Below are 17534 nucleotides of genomic sequence, written 5' to 3' on the forward strand. Positions count from 1 at the left end.
GGTATAAAAGCTGTTTTTTGAGGAAGTAAGCGGAGGAGAAGTAGCAGAACGGGGCAAAACAGCAAAGGACTTGTCGAGGAATTATTGAGTATTCTGCAAAAAGAATACACCTGTCTGAAATCAAGAGAGTTAGAAGAATGACCCCGGTATTGGGTAATGAGTTGGCAACCGTCCTAATTGCCGCAGTCTGCATCGCTTTGCTTGTTTGGGTAACTCTTACGGATGCAAAAATAAAAAAAGCCCGTAAGAAAAAAAGGAGAAATATGTTTTTTCTTATGGGCTTACATTTAATGATGGCTTTTTATTTTAAATATTCTATGCCATTATCGGTATAATTAAATTCTGTAATAAGAACAGTCTCTTTTTGTCCAATCACTTTCTTCACAAATATTTTAGATTCACCTTTTCCTGGATATACAGTAACTGTGAATTGAATTTCGCTATTGCCACTCCGTTTAGTATATAAATTAACTAAAACACGATATTTGCCAATTGGAGCAGTTTCTTCCCAGTAGATATTTTCAACTGGCGTTGTGGTGTATGGTGATCCTGCATTTGCGTCAATATCTAAACGCCCAATTACATTTTGACAAATACGCTCTTTTTGACTAAAATATATCTCCTGTCCAGCAGGATCTATTACATGTAAATCTAAATCATCTGTCGTATTCCATTTTAATGTAATCTTTAAGCCACCCCTTCCTCCTACACTCTCAGTATTAGAAGTTTTTTTAATAATATCTATTTCAGAATTAATTGTATTAATTTGATTTTCAACAAAACTAACTTTTTCCTCTGTTTCTTTTTGCTCCTTTTCAATCTGATTTATTGTTGAATTTATGGCAGCTTCATTTGCTGCGTTTTGTTTTCGTATTAAAGCTCTTTGTTCTTCAGTATTTGCGGTTGCTAATTGTGCAGCAACTTGCCTATGAAGTTCTTCTTTCTGCTGAACTATTATATTTTTTTCCTTTACTATATCAGAAACCTGTTGACTTATCATTTCATGCTGGCGATGAAGAGCTTCACGAACTTGAACCCTTTCTTCTATTGCAGATTGTGTTGTTTTATGATCAATTTCGGCTATTGAACATGAAGAATTATCCGGCATAATTCCAAACTCTTTCATCGTTTCGATTATGCGCTGGTTATCAGGGCATAAAGCTTGTGCTTTTATGAGAATCTGTTTTCTATCTCCAATACTTCTTTTAGCTCTAAGAACAAGCTCTTCACTAATATATTGTTTAAATGAACTTCTGTCATACTGAGGTCTATCAGGAACTGTCGCAGGCATCTTTTCGACCTGCTTAAATTGTATTAAAAGGGAATCAAATACATCAATAAAAGCATTTGTTATTGTTGGTAGTTCATCTATTATGATAACATCTTCTTTGTTTATTTCTTCTGCATAAAATGTCCAATTATATGAGCCTGTTATTGTCGTACTATCATCAATAATACAGAATTTATAATGAAGCATTTCTGGATATTCAACAAGATGTAAGATCAGACCGCAATCTATTAATTCATCAAAATTAAGACAATATCCACCATTATTAATAAGATCATTATTCGTAACAAGGATGACTTTTACATTTCTGCTTAAAGCTGCTTTGATACAATTGAATAAATCCAAATTAGTAAACCATGCTACAGCTATTTTGACAGAGGATTTTGCTGCATTAATTCTATTAATAACATTATTTGCAATATCTTCGAATAGTGGAACAACAGTCCCTATAGGAACTTCTATTACTTTAGTTTCTTCTATTTCATTGGTTTCAGGTTCAGGTAATGAAATGCCTAATTTGTTAAGAATAAGTTGGCGATCTGTAGCATCGCTTATTTTCCAAAGATTTGCGATGGTACTGTTGCTGGTATATGAGATGAGATTCTCTTTCCACATTTTTGCACCATACTTTCCATTACATTTGCTAAAAAGTTCCTTGTATAAGGAAGGGCGAAAATGAAATTTTCGATTTGCTAATATTAATTGTTTTGCTAAGTCAAATTTGATGTCGTTATCTATAATCTCACCAAGTAAATTGTATATGGAATCAAATAAAGACATGTTAAATATCTCATTTTCAGAAGAAAAGTTGATTGATATGGAAAAAGTTTCTTCTTCTTGTGCTTTTTCATCCAAGGCATGCATATTAGAGGAAAAAATAGACTTTCCATCTACGACCTTTATGCATAATAGTAGTATTGTCCTTCCTTGTTTCATTGCGTCAAAGAGTTTTACTTTATCCCTAGAGATGTCTTTAGACAAAGGAAGTAGTCCTTGATTTTTAGAAGCAATCTCTTCTACGATAAATGTACGTGTTTCCCTCATATAAGAAACAATTTTACAAATGCTCTTGTCGCCAATCATATCTTTGTTTTTTTATATATATACATAACTTACATACGAATATGGTATTTTTAACACGAAGCGTGAACTGTATGCCACACTCTTACTTGAAGGTCGTAGGAAACCTTGGATACAGATGTAACAATAGCAGCCCACGCTATAGCGTGAGAACCACTATGCTATCCTTGTATCCAATTTGAAAATTTCCTACGTTTTCAAGTACAAGATAAGCATAACGCTTCTTCTTTTTCTCGTATGTCGTGGAAAGAGTTGCCTCAATCCGATTACAAAGATAGGGGATTTTTGTGATAACCCCCTATCTTCTAATGTCTTTATTTGCTTTGGGAATGGATTTTAGAGTGTATTTTATATTTTCAACCCTTTATCATGTTCAGTGGATATAAATCCTAATCCCTTTCTCCATTCATGTGCTTTCTCCTTAAACCACTGCACAAGTGGAATGCCATTCACGGATATGTGGTAATGCCCGTTCCTGTTCTTGTCCTCCTCAAACGAGAAGGCCGCATTTTCATCACGGAACTTTCGGTTGAACTCAGGAGAATAGAAATCACCTTTCAACCTTACTTTCTTCAATTTGCACAACTCTTGGATTACTCTTTCAGAGAATTTCAAGGTGTTTCGGCAGAAGTCAATCAACGGCAACAGCTTCTCCACATAAGGGAAGTACCGCTGTATCTTGTCCATATACTCGTTGAACTTGGTGCGTTCCGATTGATGCTCCCGTTCCTTTTGCTTGATATGCTGCATTAATTTTTTATTCTGCTTTTCAAGCACAGATAGACGTTGCTGTAATACTTCCCTTTCCTCTTTCAACTTATTACTGCCCAAAAGAGAACCGACCTTTGCCACAAGTGCCGTTTTCGCTTCGGTCTTGGCGGCTTCCAGCTTCTCCGACTTGATTTCTTTCCTGACCTCGCTAAGCTGCCGTTCTGCCTGCCGCTGTTCGGTTTGTAGTTGTTGCACGTTGGCTTCAAGCTCTCCCGTCTGTCGTTTCAGGTCACGGTAGTATTGGGCGGTGGCGGTGTGCCGTGCTTCCGAACCACGGACACCGCGCTGCAAGCCGTATTTCGCCATCGCCTCGGCGTAGCTGTCGTGGTAAGCGGTCATCCTTTCACGTGTCAGCAGGTCATCGGCGCACAGGCGCACGGCGTTGGCTTTCTTGCGGTAGGTGCGTTTGCCCTCCGCCTGCTTCTTCCTTGCTTTCCTGCGCTCGCCCGTCACTATCGGCACGACCGTGGCATGGATGTGCGGCGTATGCTCGTCCATGTGCAGCACTGCCGATACGGTGTTCTCCTTTCCGAACGTGCGTTGCAGCCATTGCAGGTTGTCGTTGCACCATTCGTTTAGCCTGTCCTCGTCCTGCACTCTCACCATGTCCTCGTGCGTGCCCGAAAGCACAATGCGGATTGCCCGCACTTGGTCGGGCGTTATCTTCCGCTTGATGCCAGCCGTGCGGATACGGTGGCTTATCGCCTCGGTGCGGTCTGCCACACCGTCAGGGAACTCCACCAGCTCACGGTTGAGGTGGGTGCGTGTCGGGTCGGCGTTCTTTGGCATAGTCTTGCGTTCGATGTGGTCGGATGCGCCCGTGTCAGCCGACCCTTTCGCCTTGTTGATTTGGATGCTTCTGTATCCCATGTTCGTTTCTTGTTTTTTTAGGTTCTACAAACTTGTTTGTCGGTATCCGTCCGCCTGCGGTCGTGCCGCACGGGGCAAACGGGGGTGTCCAGATGGGTGTAACCCCGTTGGCTCATTAGGGTGTTTTTAGTATGAGCGGTGCGGTGCGTGAAGAAAACGCCCTAATGAGCTATGGCTTTTTGTTTCTCAAAAGCCTGCGGCGGTGTCGGCGGTGATGTTGGCGGATATTGGTCGCCCTTTTCTTTTCGCCAGCAACATTGGTTTTCCCTTGTCGGTCGGCAGGATGGAAGTCCGTCCGACCAGCCTGCGGATGGCGGTGTTCACCTCTGTTGCTTTCCCGGCGGATTTGTTGATGGGTGAAAATCCGATGAATTGACGAATGGATACATTAACGCATTGACATACACTACAATATACATTCATCAGCGTTTCATCAAACCGCTCGCCAAAAGAGAAGTGATGTACGAGGTTACGTTCGCTTTCTCTTTTCATCAGCCATTTCCTTTTGTTGAGCCTTTGATGAGAATGTAAGTTGCTGTTATTCTTTATGTTTATAGACCCTTTCATCATTTCATCAAAATATCAGAGTGTTTCCAACTGTGCCTTGCTTACAGTGTAGTAGCGTCCTATCCTCCTGACGGGTGAATATCGGCACTCACGGTTGTAGGCGTATTCATAAGTGGTGTAGGAAAGCGAATTGGATGCAGGTGCCAGCTTCCAGCACTCCTGCACCACTTTCCGTACCTGTGACTTCTCCACCTTGACTTGCGAGCAGACGAGCAACGGGATGATGTCATTGAGGCAAAAAGAAACAGACTCAACATTCATGTTCGCCATGATATCAAGCAGCAGTTCTGTCATTTCTATCTCCAGTCTATTACGGTTGCTTCGGATAATCTCTTCCCTTTGGCACGGTTGCCCTTGGCATCCCAAAGCGTCTTTGAGATGCTCCGCTTGCAACTGAACTGCGCCACCGTCCCGTTGATTGTAACCCGTCCCATGATGGGGACAATTCCGTTCTTCTCCTTGCTGCCGTTCGCATAGAACAGCACGCGAAATGTACTTCTTGCCATACTCGTCTTTTTTTGGTTGCAAAACTATAAATCAACGAGTTAAACCTTGACAAGCAAACCTACGCAGAACGGCGCAAATAAAACTGATACTGTTAAATCTGCATTTTCAACGGGTAACGAATAGGAAACCGTTTTCCTGCTGCAATCCGCTTTGAAACGGTTTTCAGCCATTTCTCCAACTTCCGTGATTTTCTCCTAACTGCTTAAATCTCAATTCCTATTGCGTTAATCTGCTGGTTTTGTTCGATTTTTCCAGCGATATTGAGTATTCTTGAAAATCCATATATTAAGTCTATAGCCAATAGAGGCACAAACAGACAATAAAAATAAGCATCAAACCACTGATTCTTATTTAAATAAGATTGTGTATAACGGAAATTCGCTATCTTTGTATTTAGTGAGAGGAACTCTTTCCAAGACATATGATAAATCAAAGAAGCGTTATGCGCATCGAGTATTTGGAAACATAGGAAATTTTCAAATTGCACGCTCAGATGGCATAGTTGGCTCACGTTTTCATTATATAGTAAACATTTTGATAGAGTCAATCAAGAATATAGTAGTTAGAATATGAACAGGTTAATCATTTCATTTCTGTTAGTTACTGTGTTGGGGATATCAGCTTGCAGTGATGATGAGCCCCAAGATGCGGTTAAGGAAATCAGAATGTCCGTTTCTTCGGAAACTGGTTTCAGCTCTGTTTTCGGCAGCGAACAGCCCATTGAGTGTATGCTCGTCATGTCGGAAGATAATCCCGGAGTATGGGAGCCTCTTGGATTCAACAGCATCGAGGGCTTTACCTATGAAAGAGGACACGAATATTATCTTTCAGTAAAACGGACAATCCTTGCAAACCCACCTGCGGATGCTTCCGACCGTACATATTCACTTATCCGTATTCTTGAGGATAGAGTTGTCACGGAACCGGAAGTTCCGGTTGATGAGAAGATAACGTCAGAAGAAGATATCGAATACCATGATTTGTGTCCTTTTGAGAAATATGCCGTCAGCAAGGGATATATTGTCGACGGAAATGGTAAAATACTCTATGATGACGGTTCTGGCTCATCGCTGCCATCCTATGATGCAGCGCGTATATGGCTGGAAGATGTCCTTGACAAAGGAGATCCGAATTGGGTGAAATTTGAGTCCGTGCCTTACATGGCTATTTATTCGTTTGTCCTGTCCCCGTTTACTGATGAGATTCGTTTGGTACGCAACGGATCATCCGGTCCGATGTTCAAGGATGTTATACCCGAAGATGAGTTTGCCCGTATTCAATCCATGCAGTCCGGTGAAGAGGTCCATTATGCACTGATCCTTGCGAATGTCCATAAAAAGGGGCTTCAGAAGTTAGAGTTTACTGTGAAAAAACAATAACACATAGTCATTTAAGCCGAACATGCTTCCTGCCGATACCATCTTCCAAGAGGCTATAGCCGAAGCCTCCAAAGCCAACTCTCTGACCGTCAGCGGGAATACTCAAATCTGCTTATTTTTGTAAGATAATCCGGCGGACAACGGGCTTCTTGAAAAGAAACGTTATCTTTGTAGGGATTATTGGGATTATTCATTTCCTTATTTTATACAGCCATTAAAAACAGATAGATCGACATGAAAAAAGAATTTTTATTTGCCTGCGCCTTGGGACTGAGTCTGACCGTGCAGGCGAAAGGACACTTGGACATCACTTCATACAGGTATGCAGGACCTTATCTTGTCAGCCGTCCGCTGCTGGTAGACAGTACGGATGTCAACGCGAAAGCCTGGTCCGCTGCCAGTTTGCTGAAAACCCCTCTGTCGCTTGACGCTGTAGGCCAGGCTCCCGTATCGGATGCGGACAAGCTGCCTTCTGCGCCTGCCGAAGGCTATGCCTTGCATCTGATGCAGTTTGATCTGGAGAATACGGCCTACGGAAAAGCGAAGTTCAATGTGTCTGAAGTGAAGGACTGGCAGCTGTATGTTGACGGAAAGCTGACAGACAAACAGGAAATGGCGCTTGAACCGGGCACGCACGAAGTGGTGCTGAAATACCTGTCTGCTCCGGGTGAATCGGTCAAGCCCAAAGTGTCTGTTGATTCGGACGGCGAATTTTCTTTGCACCAGGGGCAGAGCCGCCTCTATACGCTGGCCGATGCCATGCACGGAACCAAGTGTGCCGGCGTGCAGGTGTCGCCCGACGGAAAGTATCTGATTGTCACTTACCTCACAAGCCTGAAGGAGGGAAGGTCGGAAACCGTATACTGCGTGAAGGAAACGCTTACGGGGAAGGAAGTGGCACGGCGCTCTGAAGCGATCCGCTGGATGCCGCTTTCGGGAGATTATTATTTCGTCCGTCAGGGCGTTTCCGGAAGGCAGCTCGTCAGCGTCAGTCCGGCAACAGGATTCGAGCGGGTGATTGCCGAAGGTCTTCCGGAAGGGAATTTCAGCATTTCGCCGGCAGAAGACTATTTGCTTTATACGCTTGTGCAGGAGGGGCCGAAAGAGCGGCAGGAAATTTATGAGGTAATTGATCCGGACGACCGCCAGCCGGGATGGAGAAACCGCACGTATGTGGCGAAGTACGACTTGAAGTCGGGGCTGATGCAGCCGTTGACTTTCGGCTACAGAAACGCGTGGGTGAGCGACATTTCTGCCGACGGACGCGAAGCGTTGCTGATGGTTTCCACTCACCGCATGGGCAAACGTCCCACTACGCTTTTCTCTGTATACCGGATGGACATGCAGACGCTGGAGGTTGACACGCTGGTTGAGGAGGACGGGTTCATAAGCCATGCGCTGTTTGCTCCCGATGCCCGGCAGGTATTGATACAAGGATCTCCCGAAGCACTGGGCGGCGTGGGGATGAATGTGGAAAAGGGACAGACGCCGAGCATGATCGACAGCCAGTTGTTTCTGATGAATGTTGCCGACCGGAAAGTGACTCCGCTTACACGCACGTTCAATCCGAGCGTTCGGAGTGTGCAGTGGAACCTGTCGGACGGACAGATTTATTTCACGGCCGAAAACAGGGACTGCTATTCGCTGTACCGGCTTGATCCTTCGAGCGGAAAGATTACCCTGCTGGATGTGCCGGAAGAGATGGTGCTTGCTTTCTCGCTGGCAGACAAGGCTCCTGTGATGGCATTCTACGGCGAAAGCGCTGCAAACTCTCACCGCATCTATACCATGAACCTGAAAAAGCAGAAGGCGGAGTTGCGGGAGGATCTGAGCGAAAAGCTGCTGAAAGGCATACGGCTGGGCAGATGTGAAGACTGGAACTTTGTCAGCTCGCGAGGCGACACCATTTACGGAAGATATTACCTGCCTCCTTATTTCGATGAAAGCAAGAAATATCCGATGATCGTTTACTATTACGGCGGATGCAGTCCGACGAGCCGCAACTTCGATACGCTTTATCCGTTCCACGCTTATGCGGCGCAGGGCTATGTGGTCTATGTCGTCCAGCCGAGCGGGGCGACCGGTTTCGGACAGCGGTTTTCGGCGCGCCATGTCAATACGTTCGGCGATTATGTGGCCGACGACATCATCGAAGGGACGAAGAAGTTCGTGAATGCCCATCCCTATGTCAACGGCAAGAAGATAGGCTGCCTTGGAGCGTCCTACGGCGGTTTCATGACACAGTATCTTCAGACGAAGACGGATATCTTTGCTGCGGCGATATCACATGCCGGGATCAGCGACCACACCAGCTATTGGGGAGAGGGATACTGGGGCTATTCGTACAGTGAGGTTTCGGGTGCCAACAGTTATCCGTGGGCGAACCCCGAACTGTTTGTGGACCACAGTCCGCTCTATAATGCCGACAAGATACATACGCCGCTGCTCTTCCTCCACGGATCAGTCGACACGAATGTGCCGGTAGGCGAAAGTATCCAGATGTATACGGCCCTGAAGCTTCTGGGACGTGAAACGGCATTGGTGGTTGTAGACGGGCAGAACCATCACATCCGCGACTACAGCCGGCGCATCCTGTGGCAGAATACGATCTTTGCATGGTTTGCCAAATGGCTGCAAGATGACGCTTCATGGTGGAATGCGATGTATCCTCCCAAAACACTGTGACGGATGAAGATCATTCATACCAGCGACTGGCATCTGGGACATCTGCTCTATGAGTACGACCGGACAGAGGAACACCGGCATTTTCTGTCGCAACTGGCCGGAATCGTGAGGGAGGAGCAGCCCGACGCATTGGTTGTAAGCGGAGATGTGTTCCATTACAGCAATCCTTCGGCTGCCTCCCAGCGTCTGTTTACCGACGCGCTGCTCGCTATACACAACGCATGTCCCCGGATGCAGATCGTGGTGACGGCAGGCAATCACGACAGCAGTTCCAAACTGGAAGTAGCGTCTAATCTGTGGAAGTATGCGGGCGTGTCCGTTATCGGGCAGATTGAAAGGAAAGACGGAAAAATCAATCTCGACCGCCATATCGTGGAGATAAAAGGGAGCGGCGGGGAACTGAAAGGCTATGTGGCGGCTGTCCCGCATGTGTTTCCGCAGAACTTCCCGGCACTTGGCGGGGACCTGCCGAGGCTGGAGCGTCAGCAGGCATTCTTCCAGACCTTGCTCGATGAAGTTGCCGGACGGAACAGCAGCGGTGTTCCGGTGGTAATGACGGCGCATCTGGCCGTAACGGGGAGCGACGTGACCGGACACGATGAAGGAAGGGGAGGCATGGAATATACTGATATCGCCGTCCTGGGAACGGGCTACGATTACCTGGCTCTGGGCCATATCCATTGCCCGCAAACTTTGAAAGGGGGGCGTGCGCGTTATTCCGGTTCGCCTGTAGCCGTCAGTTTCGATGAAGATTATGTGCATTCCGTCAGCATTGTCGAGTTGGACTCGCACGGGTCCATCCCGGCAATCCGTACAGTTCCGCTGGCTACGGAATGGCCTCTGAAGGTAATTCCGGACAAGGCGGTTCCGATCGAGGAGGCATTGGAACTGCTGGAGGCTGTGCCCGACGAGGAAAAGGCATACATCGAACTGTTTGTGCGGATAGCGGACGTTCCTCCGGCTTATTGCATGGAGCGCGCGAACCGGATTGTGAGCGGAAAGAAATGCCGCTTCTGCAGATACAAATGGGAGCGCGTTTCTGCGGAACAGGAAGAACGCCTGCACATTATCGATGCGGACAAATTGCTGACTCTGTCGCCTCAGGAGGTGGCATCGGTCTACTATCAGGACAAGTACGGACAGGATATGGGTGAAGATTTGCGCGTGATGCTGGACACGGCTGTCCGTAGGGTGAAGGAAGCCGGCGATTGACTGCCTCCGTGCAGCAAAAACTAAATCAGTCATTTATGAAACTTCAGAAATTAACGATCAGGAACATCGCTTCCATCGAACAGGCGGAGATTGATTTCGAAAACGGACCGTTGGGACAGGATGCCATTTTCCTTATTTGCGGTCCGACCGGGGCGGGCAAGTCGACCATACTCGACGCCATTTGCCTGGCTCTCTATAATACGACTCCGCGTTTGGTGCAGTCGGCGAACGAACGGTTTTATGACAGCGACTTTTCAGGACAGTCTGACGACATTGGTATCAGCGACCCGCGCATACTGATGCGCCGTGACAGTACGCTCGCATCTGTCGCGTTGGAATTTGCAGATTCTGACGGGCATGAACTGGTGGCCGAATGGAGTGTGGCGAGAGCGCGCGGAAACCGCAACGGAAGGATTCAGCGCATATCGTGGACTTTATCGGAGAAAGACGGGACGCAGATAACTGCCCGCGCCACCGACACGAGGCAGGAGATTGAACGGAGAATCGGACTTTCTTTCGAGCAGTTCTGCCGGACAACGCTGCTTGCACAGGGGGAGTTCACCAAATTTCTCAAGAGCAAGGAAGAAGACAAGTCGAATATCCTTGAGAAACTGACGGGAACCGAGATTTATTCGAAGGTAAGCCGGGAGATTTATGCCATACAGAATGAAATGAAGGCCGAGCTGGCGAATTTGCAGGCGAGGACGGAAGGGATTGTGCTGCTTTCGGAAGAGGAACTGAAGGCATTGCAGGAGGAAGCGGAACGGCTCGACAGCCGGCTGAAACAGGAAAAAGCGGATCTTTCCCGGGAAACCGTCCGGAAAAAGTGGATGGAAGACCGGAAGGCTCTGGAAATGAAAAGCGAAAGGGCGGTGGGGGCTTGCCGGGAAATGCAAGAGGAGCTGGAGTCGGAAGGGTGCAGGCAGAGCCGGAGGCTGGTTGCCGATTGGGACATCACGGAGGAGGCGAGAAGATGCCTTGCCGCACAGAAGGAACAGCAAGGCGTTATCCGGAGTGCTGAAGCCGAATTGAATCTGCTTGAAAAGGAATATGTGAGTCTGTTGGGTTGCAGGCAAGGGCTCGACCGGAAAATCGATGACGTGAAGGGATTTATTGCACAGACCGAAGCGTTCTTGGCGCAAGAGAAATGTTTTGAGGAAATGTACAGCCAGTCGCAGGCCATCATTTCGCTTGAACGGCAGCTGCTGGCTTCGCAGCGGAAAGTGAAAGAGGGGCTGGCCGGACGGCAGAAGCTGGCAGAACAGCGTCAGAAGCAGGCGGCGACGCTTGAAGAAAAGAACAGCCTCCATGAGAAAGCCAGGGAGGAAGAACAACGGAAGCAGGCGGAGGTCGACATGCTCGGCAGACAGTTGGAAGCCATGCAGGCTGATGCACTGAAAGCTGATCTGGAGAAATCCGGAAAGCGCATGGCCGAACTGGAAACGCTGAAGGAAGCGGTTGCCCGTCTGAATGAGCGGAAAACTCAGCTTGACGAAGCGGAAAAAACATTGGATGAGTTGAGAGCGCAACTGAAATCGCTTGAAGAAGTCCGGCAAGGTCTGGCGGGGGAAGTGGCTTCCGCAAAATCAGAAGCGGACAAAATGCAGGAAATCTACGACAAGCAGGAAATGGCTTGCGAGAATTGGGCAAAAGAAGCGCGGAGGCGTTTGTCGGCAGGAGATGTGTGCCCTGTCTGCGGACGGGAAATTCTGTCGCCGCTTGAACCGGACGAGCATTTCGTGTCGGTGCTTGAACCGGTAAAGAAGGAGCTTGACAAGAGCAGGGCGAAGCTTGAAGAGGTGACCGGCAAGCTGCAACGGAACGAAGCGGACTATCTGTCGCATGTCCGGTTGGCGGAATCGCAGCAGAAAAAGAAGGAGCAGGCCGAGAAGTTCTTCGGGGAAGCGCAGAATGCGGTTCTGTCATGTGCAGCCTATCCGGAAGTGTCTGATGCGGAAAACAAGATGGAAGCGGTCGGACATCTGCTTCAGACGGAATCGACGGTTCACGACGGACTGATGGCACGCTGGGGTGAGGTCAATGAATTGCATAAAAAGATAATGGGGCTGCAGAAGGTGAAAGACAGCCTGGCCCGCGCAACCGAAACCGCACGGAGCGAAAAGGAAGCTGCCGAAAAAGAACTGGCGAAGCTGGACGCTGACATCCGTGACCGGGAGAATGCGGTTGCCCGTGAGCAGAGCGCATCGGAGGATATGGAAAAGCATATCGTTCCGCTGGTAGTGTCTGGAGCATGGCAGCAGCTCAGAAAAGACAATCCGGATGACTTCATGCGCCAGCTGGACATGAAGTCACGGAACTATGTCGCCGAAGATAAAAAACGGACATCCCTGCAACAGCTGATGGACGCATATGTGCAGGAAAGGGAGGTTGTTGATGAAATCAGGAAGAATGTACTCGACAGGGAACCGGGATGGAAGGAGCTTCATGCCGAAAAAGCGGAACGATTTGAAGGTATGCGCAGCCGCTGGAACGCGCTGCTCGTTTCTGTAGCGACAGGGAAAAGCAGGCTCTTGCAGGCGCGTCAGCGGGCGGAGGAAGCGGCAGGGAAGCTGGCGGATTTTCTTGCTTCGCATCCCGAGATTTCCGGCGGCAGGCTGGAGCAGCTGGCGTTGCGCAGCCCGGAGGAGGTGAAACAGCAAAGGGAAAAGCTTCGGAAGCTGGATGAGGACCTGGTTGCCCGGCAGACGGAAATGCGGCGCGCCGCCGATGAGCTGGAAGCGCATTTGGGCATACGGCCTGAAATGAGCGAAGAGGCAACAGAGGAATCTCTCGCTGCAGAAATGGTGCGGCTGGAAGCGAATGTGTCTGACTTGACCCGCCAACTGGGAGCCGTTTCGCAGAAACAGAAGGACAATGCCGAGAATGCCGGACGGATGAAGCATCTGACAGAGCTGATTGAGTCTAGACGGAAAGAAGCGGAAGGATGGGGAAGGCTGTCTGCCTTGTTCGGCAGCGCCGACGGGAAAAAGTTCCGCAATATAGCGCAAAGCTATGTGCTCAGACAGTTGCTTTCGGGTGCCAACCACTACCTTGCGCGTCTGACCGACAGGTACCGGATGGAATGCCAGCCGGGATCGCTGACAATCCTGCTCCGTGATGAATATGAAGGCGGCGTATGCCGTCCGACATCCACGATTTCCGGTGGAGAGAGCTTTCTGATTTCGCTCTCGCTGGCGCTCGGACTTTCTTCCCTCAACCGCAAAAGTCTGTCGGTCGACACCTTATTCATCGACGAGGGCTTCGGCACGCTCGACAGCGATTACCTGAACACCGTGATGGATGCCTTGGAGCGGCTGCATCAGATGGGGGGCAGGAAGGTCGGCATCATCAGTCATGTAGACAGTCTGCGCGAGCGGATCCATACCCAGATTCATGTAGAACGGATAAACAGTACGCTGAGCCGGATTGAAGTCACAACGCTGTTCTGACCGAAGCCTCCGGCTGCGGGATATAAGAAGGTGTGTTCCGACGTTGGTTTCTCTGATCGGAACACACCTTCATTTATTGGTAGTTGACCGGTTGTTTCCCGGATACATTTCAGTCGTCGGTCTTCAGAAACTTCCACACGCCTGCACTGATTGCGCCTCCCAGGAACGGAGCGACGATGAAGAGCCACAATTGTTCCATGGCCTGTCCGCCTTCCATCAGTGCCGGACCTATGCTGCGTGCCGGGTTGACCGATGTTCCGGTGATGGGGATACATACGATATGGATCAGTATGAGGGTAAGTCCGATGATGAGTCCGGCAAAATTTCCGGCGCCTTTCTTCTGGTCGGTTGTGGCCAATACAACCAGCACGAAGATAAAGGTAAACACCGTTTCAGCGATAAAGGCCTGCGCGATGTTTCCCGGGTCGAACGTGTTTGAGCCGGTTGCTGTAGGGCCGTCATGTGTACCGGTAGAAACCAGCAGCGACAGAATCAGCGAGCCTATGATTGCACCCACAATCTGGAAGAGCATATACATCAGCGCGCGTTTCGGTTTCATTCCTCCCGACAGCCATACCCCCAGTGTAATGGCAGGATTGATATGACACCCCGATATGTTTCCGATTGTATACGCCATCGCTACCACGGATAATCCGAAGGCCATTGCAACTCCGATTGTTCCGACGCCGGCACCCACTGTGTCGGCCACTCCTCCTGCGAATACGGCGCTGCCGCATCCCATCAGTACGAGAACCATTGTTCCGACAAGTTCTGCTACATACTTTTTCATAATAATAACTTTTAAAGTGATAAGTTGCTTCTAAAGTATAGCTTTTTTGTCAGAAAAACAAATGTTTTCTCAAAAACAATGCGTTCAGACTGTCATTTTCTAAGGACCGGCATCAGGCTTCCGCCTGTTATCCGGTTGCGGAAAACGCCCGGTCGGACGGGGTGGGAGCAGGTGAGGCCTTCTGACTGTCCCGCATCCGGCCAGACAAAAGCCGAGAAGGGCGGCGGTCAAGAATGAGGACCGCCTGCTCATGTCATTTCAGCTTTTTGCCTTCCGCAAAGGCTTTGCCCACCTTTTCGCCGATTCTCAGGTATTCGTTGTTGAACGGATCAAATACAATGGGAGCCACTTTTGCCGCGTCCACTTTGCCGTTCTCGTCAAGCACACGCTCGTCTGCGCTGACGTTTACGATTTCTCCTCTCAAGATGCACGTGTCCGGATTGTAGTCTTTTACCTTGCACTCCAGCGCAACGGCAAGTTCGTCGATAAGCGGGGCGTTGACAAAAGCCGACTTCGTGGCATGGAAACCGGCCCGCTGAAACTTGTCGGGAACTTTATTTCCGGATACGAGCCCCACATAATCGCAGGCTGCCACGTGAGGCGCATCGGCCATGCTTACCGTAAACGCACCGGTTTTCAGCAGGTTCTTCACTGTCTTGTGGCCTGCGCTCAGACACAGGCTGATTTCGTTCATTTCGCTGATGCCGCCCCATGCCGCGTTCATCGCGTCCGGAGTTCCGTTCTCATCGTATGTGGCAATGATGAATACAGGCTGGGGATAGCATAAAGGCTTTGCGCCGAAATTCTTTCTCATAGTCTTTTCTATTAAAGGGTTTGCTGCTTTTGCCGCTTTCCTGAAGGGAGCGGGCATTACAAAATTGGAATAAAAAAATGAAATATGCAATAGAAACAGCACAATCTGCGCGCAAAAATGCCATTGCTGCCTGTTCAGAACTGCAGACCGCATTGTGGTTTGTATAAACGGCAGTGCTGTTTGCAAAAACCACAATGCGGTTTGTATAAACCACGTTGTGGTTTTCAGTTTTATCCGAAAATATTCAGGCTTTCTTCGGTGTCCGCCCGTTTTTTCAGTGGCTTGCCCGGCCGGAAAATTCGCCTCCGTCTGCCGGCGAAACGGCCTTGAACACCGGAAGCGGATGCTGGCTCTCGGTTTCAAATCCGTACCAGTAGCAGCAGCCGGATGCCGGATCGGAAAGACAGCACAGGCGCATCTCCTTTTTGTATGTCCCGAACCGGATATCCCATTGCGGGGGAGGCGCAACGTGTTTGGTGCGCACCTTTTCGGCAGGAGCCTTTTTGAGCGACATGCCGGCTTCGATCCATGCCAGCGCAACGCCGGTAAGGTAAGCGGGGTAATGGCTGCGGCAGAACTCGTAGAGAATAACTCCGCGGCGTTCCAGTCCCAGCGGCTGGTCGGCTACCCCCCTCGCGATGAGGTGTTCCAGCAAATGCTTCAGAAAATCTTCTTCTCCCAGAATGAGCCTGCGGGTTATCTGCTGCCACGCTTTTGCATTGTAGAATCCGTCGATCAGCCGTGACAGTTGCCGGGCTGCCTGAAGCTCATGCGGTGTAATTTCACGTGTTTGCAGCACTTCGTAGGGAGGGAGCGGAGAATAGCATACGCCCAGTTCTGCGGCACGGCGGCGCATTTCGGTTCCCGGCAGCACTTTCAGTGATTCCAGCTGGATTTCGCCGGCATGGTAGGACGCCAGCGTCCGGATGTCGTCAAAAATCTGCTGCAGATGGTACAGCGGAAGTCCCGCAATCAGATCGGCGTGCGTTTCCAGGTTGTCCAGTGAGCAGAGGTAGCGGAGCCCTTCGAGCGAACTGTTCAGATCGCCTGCCCTGCGTGAGGCAGCGAGTACATCTTCGTGCAGACTTTGTATGCCGGCTTCCAGATGGAGCAGTCCCTTCGGCATCGATGCAAGTTCGGCTTTCAGCTCTTCCGTAAGCAGTGCCGGATGTATTTCCAGATGGAAGCGGATGCCGGCAAATTCGCGGAACAGGCCGAGCAGTTCTTTGGCGCGGCGGCTGCTGTAATTGAACGTGCGGTCAAGGATGCGGATATTCTTTATTCCGTGGCTGCTGATGGTTTCAATCCGTTTCCGTACGACTTCGATGGGCAGCGTGCGCACCGGCTTTTCTCCTCCGCTCACGCAGAAAGCGCATGTGTTGAAGCATCCCCGTGTCGTTTCGAGCTGCACGAACGGTTTTCCCCAGTTGAAGAAGGGGCTCTCTTCCGGCAGGGCAAGGCGGTCGAAGTGCATGACGCGCGCCAGTCCATTGTCGTGATACGCCCCCTTTTCGTCGAGGTAGCACAGCCCTTTTATGTCCGTCCATTTCTCTTTCTCCTGCCACACATCGAGCCATTGCGGAAAAGATTCTTCCCCCTCTCCCCTGAATACAACGTCGACAAAGCGGTTTTGCCTGAGAAAGCGTTCATTGCAGCCGAGAAATTCGGGTCCTCCCAGTGCCATTGCGCAGGCGGGAAGCAGCGCATGCACTCTTGCAAGTATGTGCATCAGCGCTTCGTGAGTGAAGAGCCAGCAGGTGGCTGCTACAAGGTCGGGCTTGAGTCCGGCGACAGCCCCGGCTATCATTCCCGGATTTTCGTTTATGGTTGCCGATACCACTTCCCACTTGCATCCGGTGTTGTTCATCACCTGCGCATGAAGCGCGGGCAGCGCAAGTGAAGAATGTGCGTATGAACTGTTGAGGTCGAGCCAGAGAATCTTCATAGAAGTGCAGGGAGATTAAGAAACTGTTTTGAATTTCTCCAAAAAGTTTTTCTTGGCTTGATGTGTTCGTTTTCGTGTGTGCTTTGGGCTATTTTTTGGTCTTTTCCGCTTCTGTTCTTCGTCAGATAGCCCGCTATCTTCCTCATCACACAAACGGAAATGCCTCAAAAACTCATC

10 protein-coding genes and 2 pseudogenes are annotated in these 17534 nt (G+C 49.3%); 4 read left to right on the top strand and 8 right to left on the bottom strand.

The features are described from left to right. Positions 1–301: 301 nt before the first annotated feature. The 5 genes and pseudogenes from NW212_RS04120 to NW212_RS04140 all read right to left on the bottom strand — a co-directional run. Positions 302–2371 (bottom strand): phospholipase D-like domain-containing protein, encoded by a 2070-nt coding sequence (locus tag NW212_RS04120; protein ID WP_258337381.1) that lies wholly within the window; start codon positions 2369–2371, stop codon positions 302–304. Between the two features lie 345 nt (positions 2372–2716). Beyond that, a complete protein-coding gene (gene mobV, locus NW212_RS04125; protein ID WP_258337382.1) occupies positions 2717–4009 on the bottom strand; it encodes a MobV family relaxase in 1293 nt (430 codons plus the stop codon). 186 nt (positions 4010–4195) lie between these two features. Beyond that, entirely contained in the window at positions 4196–4501 is a 306-nt protein-coding gene (locus NW212_RS04130; RefSeq protein WP_258337383.1) for a hypothetical protein, read from the bottom strand. A gap of 90 nt (positions 4502–4591) precedes the next feature. Continuing rightward, positions 4592–4912: pseudogene (locus NW212_RS04135) on the bottom strand (helicase); the annotation flags it as partial. Next, positions 4909–5082: pseudogene (locus NW212_RS04140) on the bottom strand (Arm DNA-binding domain-containing protein); the annotation flags it as partial. The pseudogenes NW212_RS04135 and NW212_RS04140, both read right to left, overlap by 4 nt. A 570-nt stretch (positions 5083–5652) precedes the next feature. On the opposite strand from NW212_RS04140, the gene NW212_RS04145 reads away from it, so the two are divergent. The 4 genes from NW212_RS04145 (at position 5653) to NW212_RS04160 (ending at position 13808) form a co-directional block, all read left to right on the top strand. Then, positions 5653–6462 (top strand): DUF4377 domain-containing protein, encoded by an 810-nt coding sequence (locus NW212_RS04145; RefSeq protein WP_258337384.1) that lies wholly within the window; start codon positions 5653–5655, stop codon positions 6460–6462. Positions 6463–6696: 234 nt separating this feature from the next. Then, positions 6697–9147: a prolyl oligopeptidase family serine peptidase gene (locus NW212_RS04150; RefSeq protein WP_258337385.1), complete on the top strand. Its 2451-nt coding sequence runs from the start codon at positions 6697–6699 to the stop codon at positions 9145–9147. 3 nt (positions 9148–9150) lie between these two features. Beyond that, a complete protein-coding gene (locus NW212_RS04155) occupies positions 9151–10359 on the top strand; it encodes an exonuclease SbcCD subunit D (protein WP_258337386.1) in 1209 nt (402 codons plus the stop codon). A gap of 35 nt (positions 10360–10394) precedes the next feature. Further along, entirely contained in the window at positions 10395–13808 is a 3414-nt protein-coding gene (locus NW212_RS04160) for an AAA family ATPase (protein ID WP_258337387.1), read from the top strand. A gap of 109 nt (positions 13809–13917) precedes the next feature. Here NW212_RS04160 and NW212_RS04165 read toward each other — a convergent pair whose 3' ends face one another. The 3 genes from NW212_RS04165 to NW212_RS04175 all read right to left on the bottom strand — a co-directional run bounded on the left by NW212_RS04165 (position 13918) and on the right by NW212_RS04175 (position 17357). Further along, a complete protein-coding gene (locus tag NW212_RS04165) occupies positions 13918–14598 on the bottom strand; it encodes an MIP family channel protein (protein WP_258337388.1) in 681 nt (226 codons plus the stop codon). Positions 14599–14851: 253 nt separating this feature from the next. Further along, on the bottom strand, positions 14852–15412 hold the full coding sequence (locus NW212_RS04170; protein WP_258337389.1) for a flavin reductase family protein: 561 nt from the start codon (positions 15410–15412) through the stop codon (positions 14852–14854). Between the two features lie 274 nt (positions 15413–15686). Next, positions 15687–17357 carry a B12-binding domain-containing radical SAM protein gene (locus NW212_RS04175; RefSeq protein WP_258337390.1) on the bottom strand — a complete coding sequence of 557 codons (1671 nt, stop codon included), beginning with the start codon at positions 17355–17357 and terminating at the stop codon, positions 15687–15689. Between the last annotated feature and the right edge of the window lie 177 nt (positions 17358–17534).

Origin of the sequence: Bacteroides sp. ET225, assembly GCF_024733745.1 — a bacterium.
GTDB lineage: Bacteria > Bacteroidota > Bacteroidia > Bacteroidales > Bacteroidaceae > Phocaeicola > Phocaeicola excrementipullorum.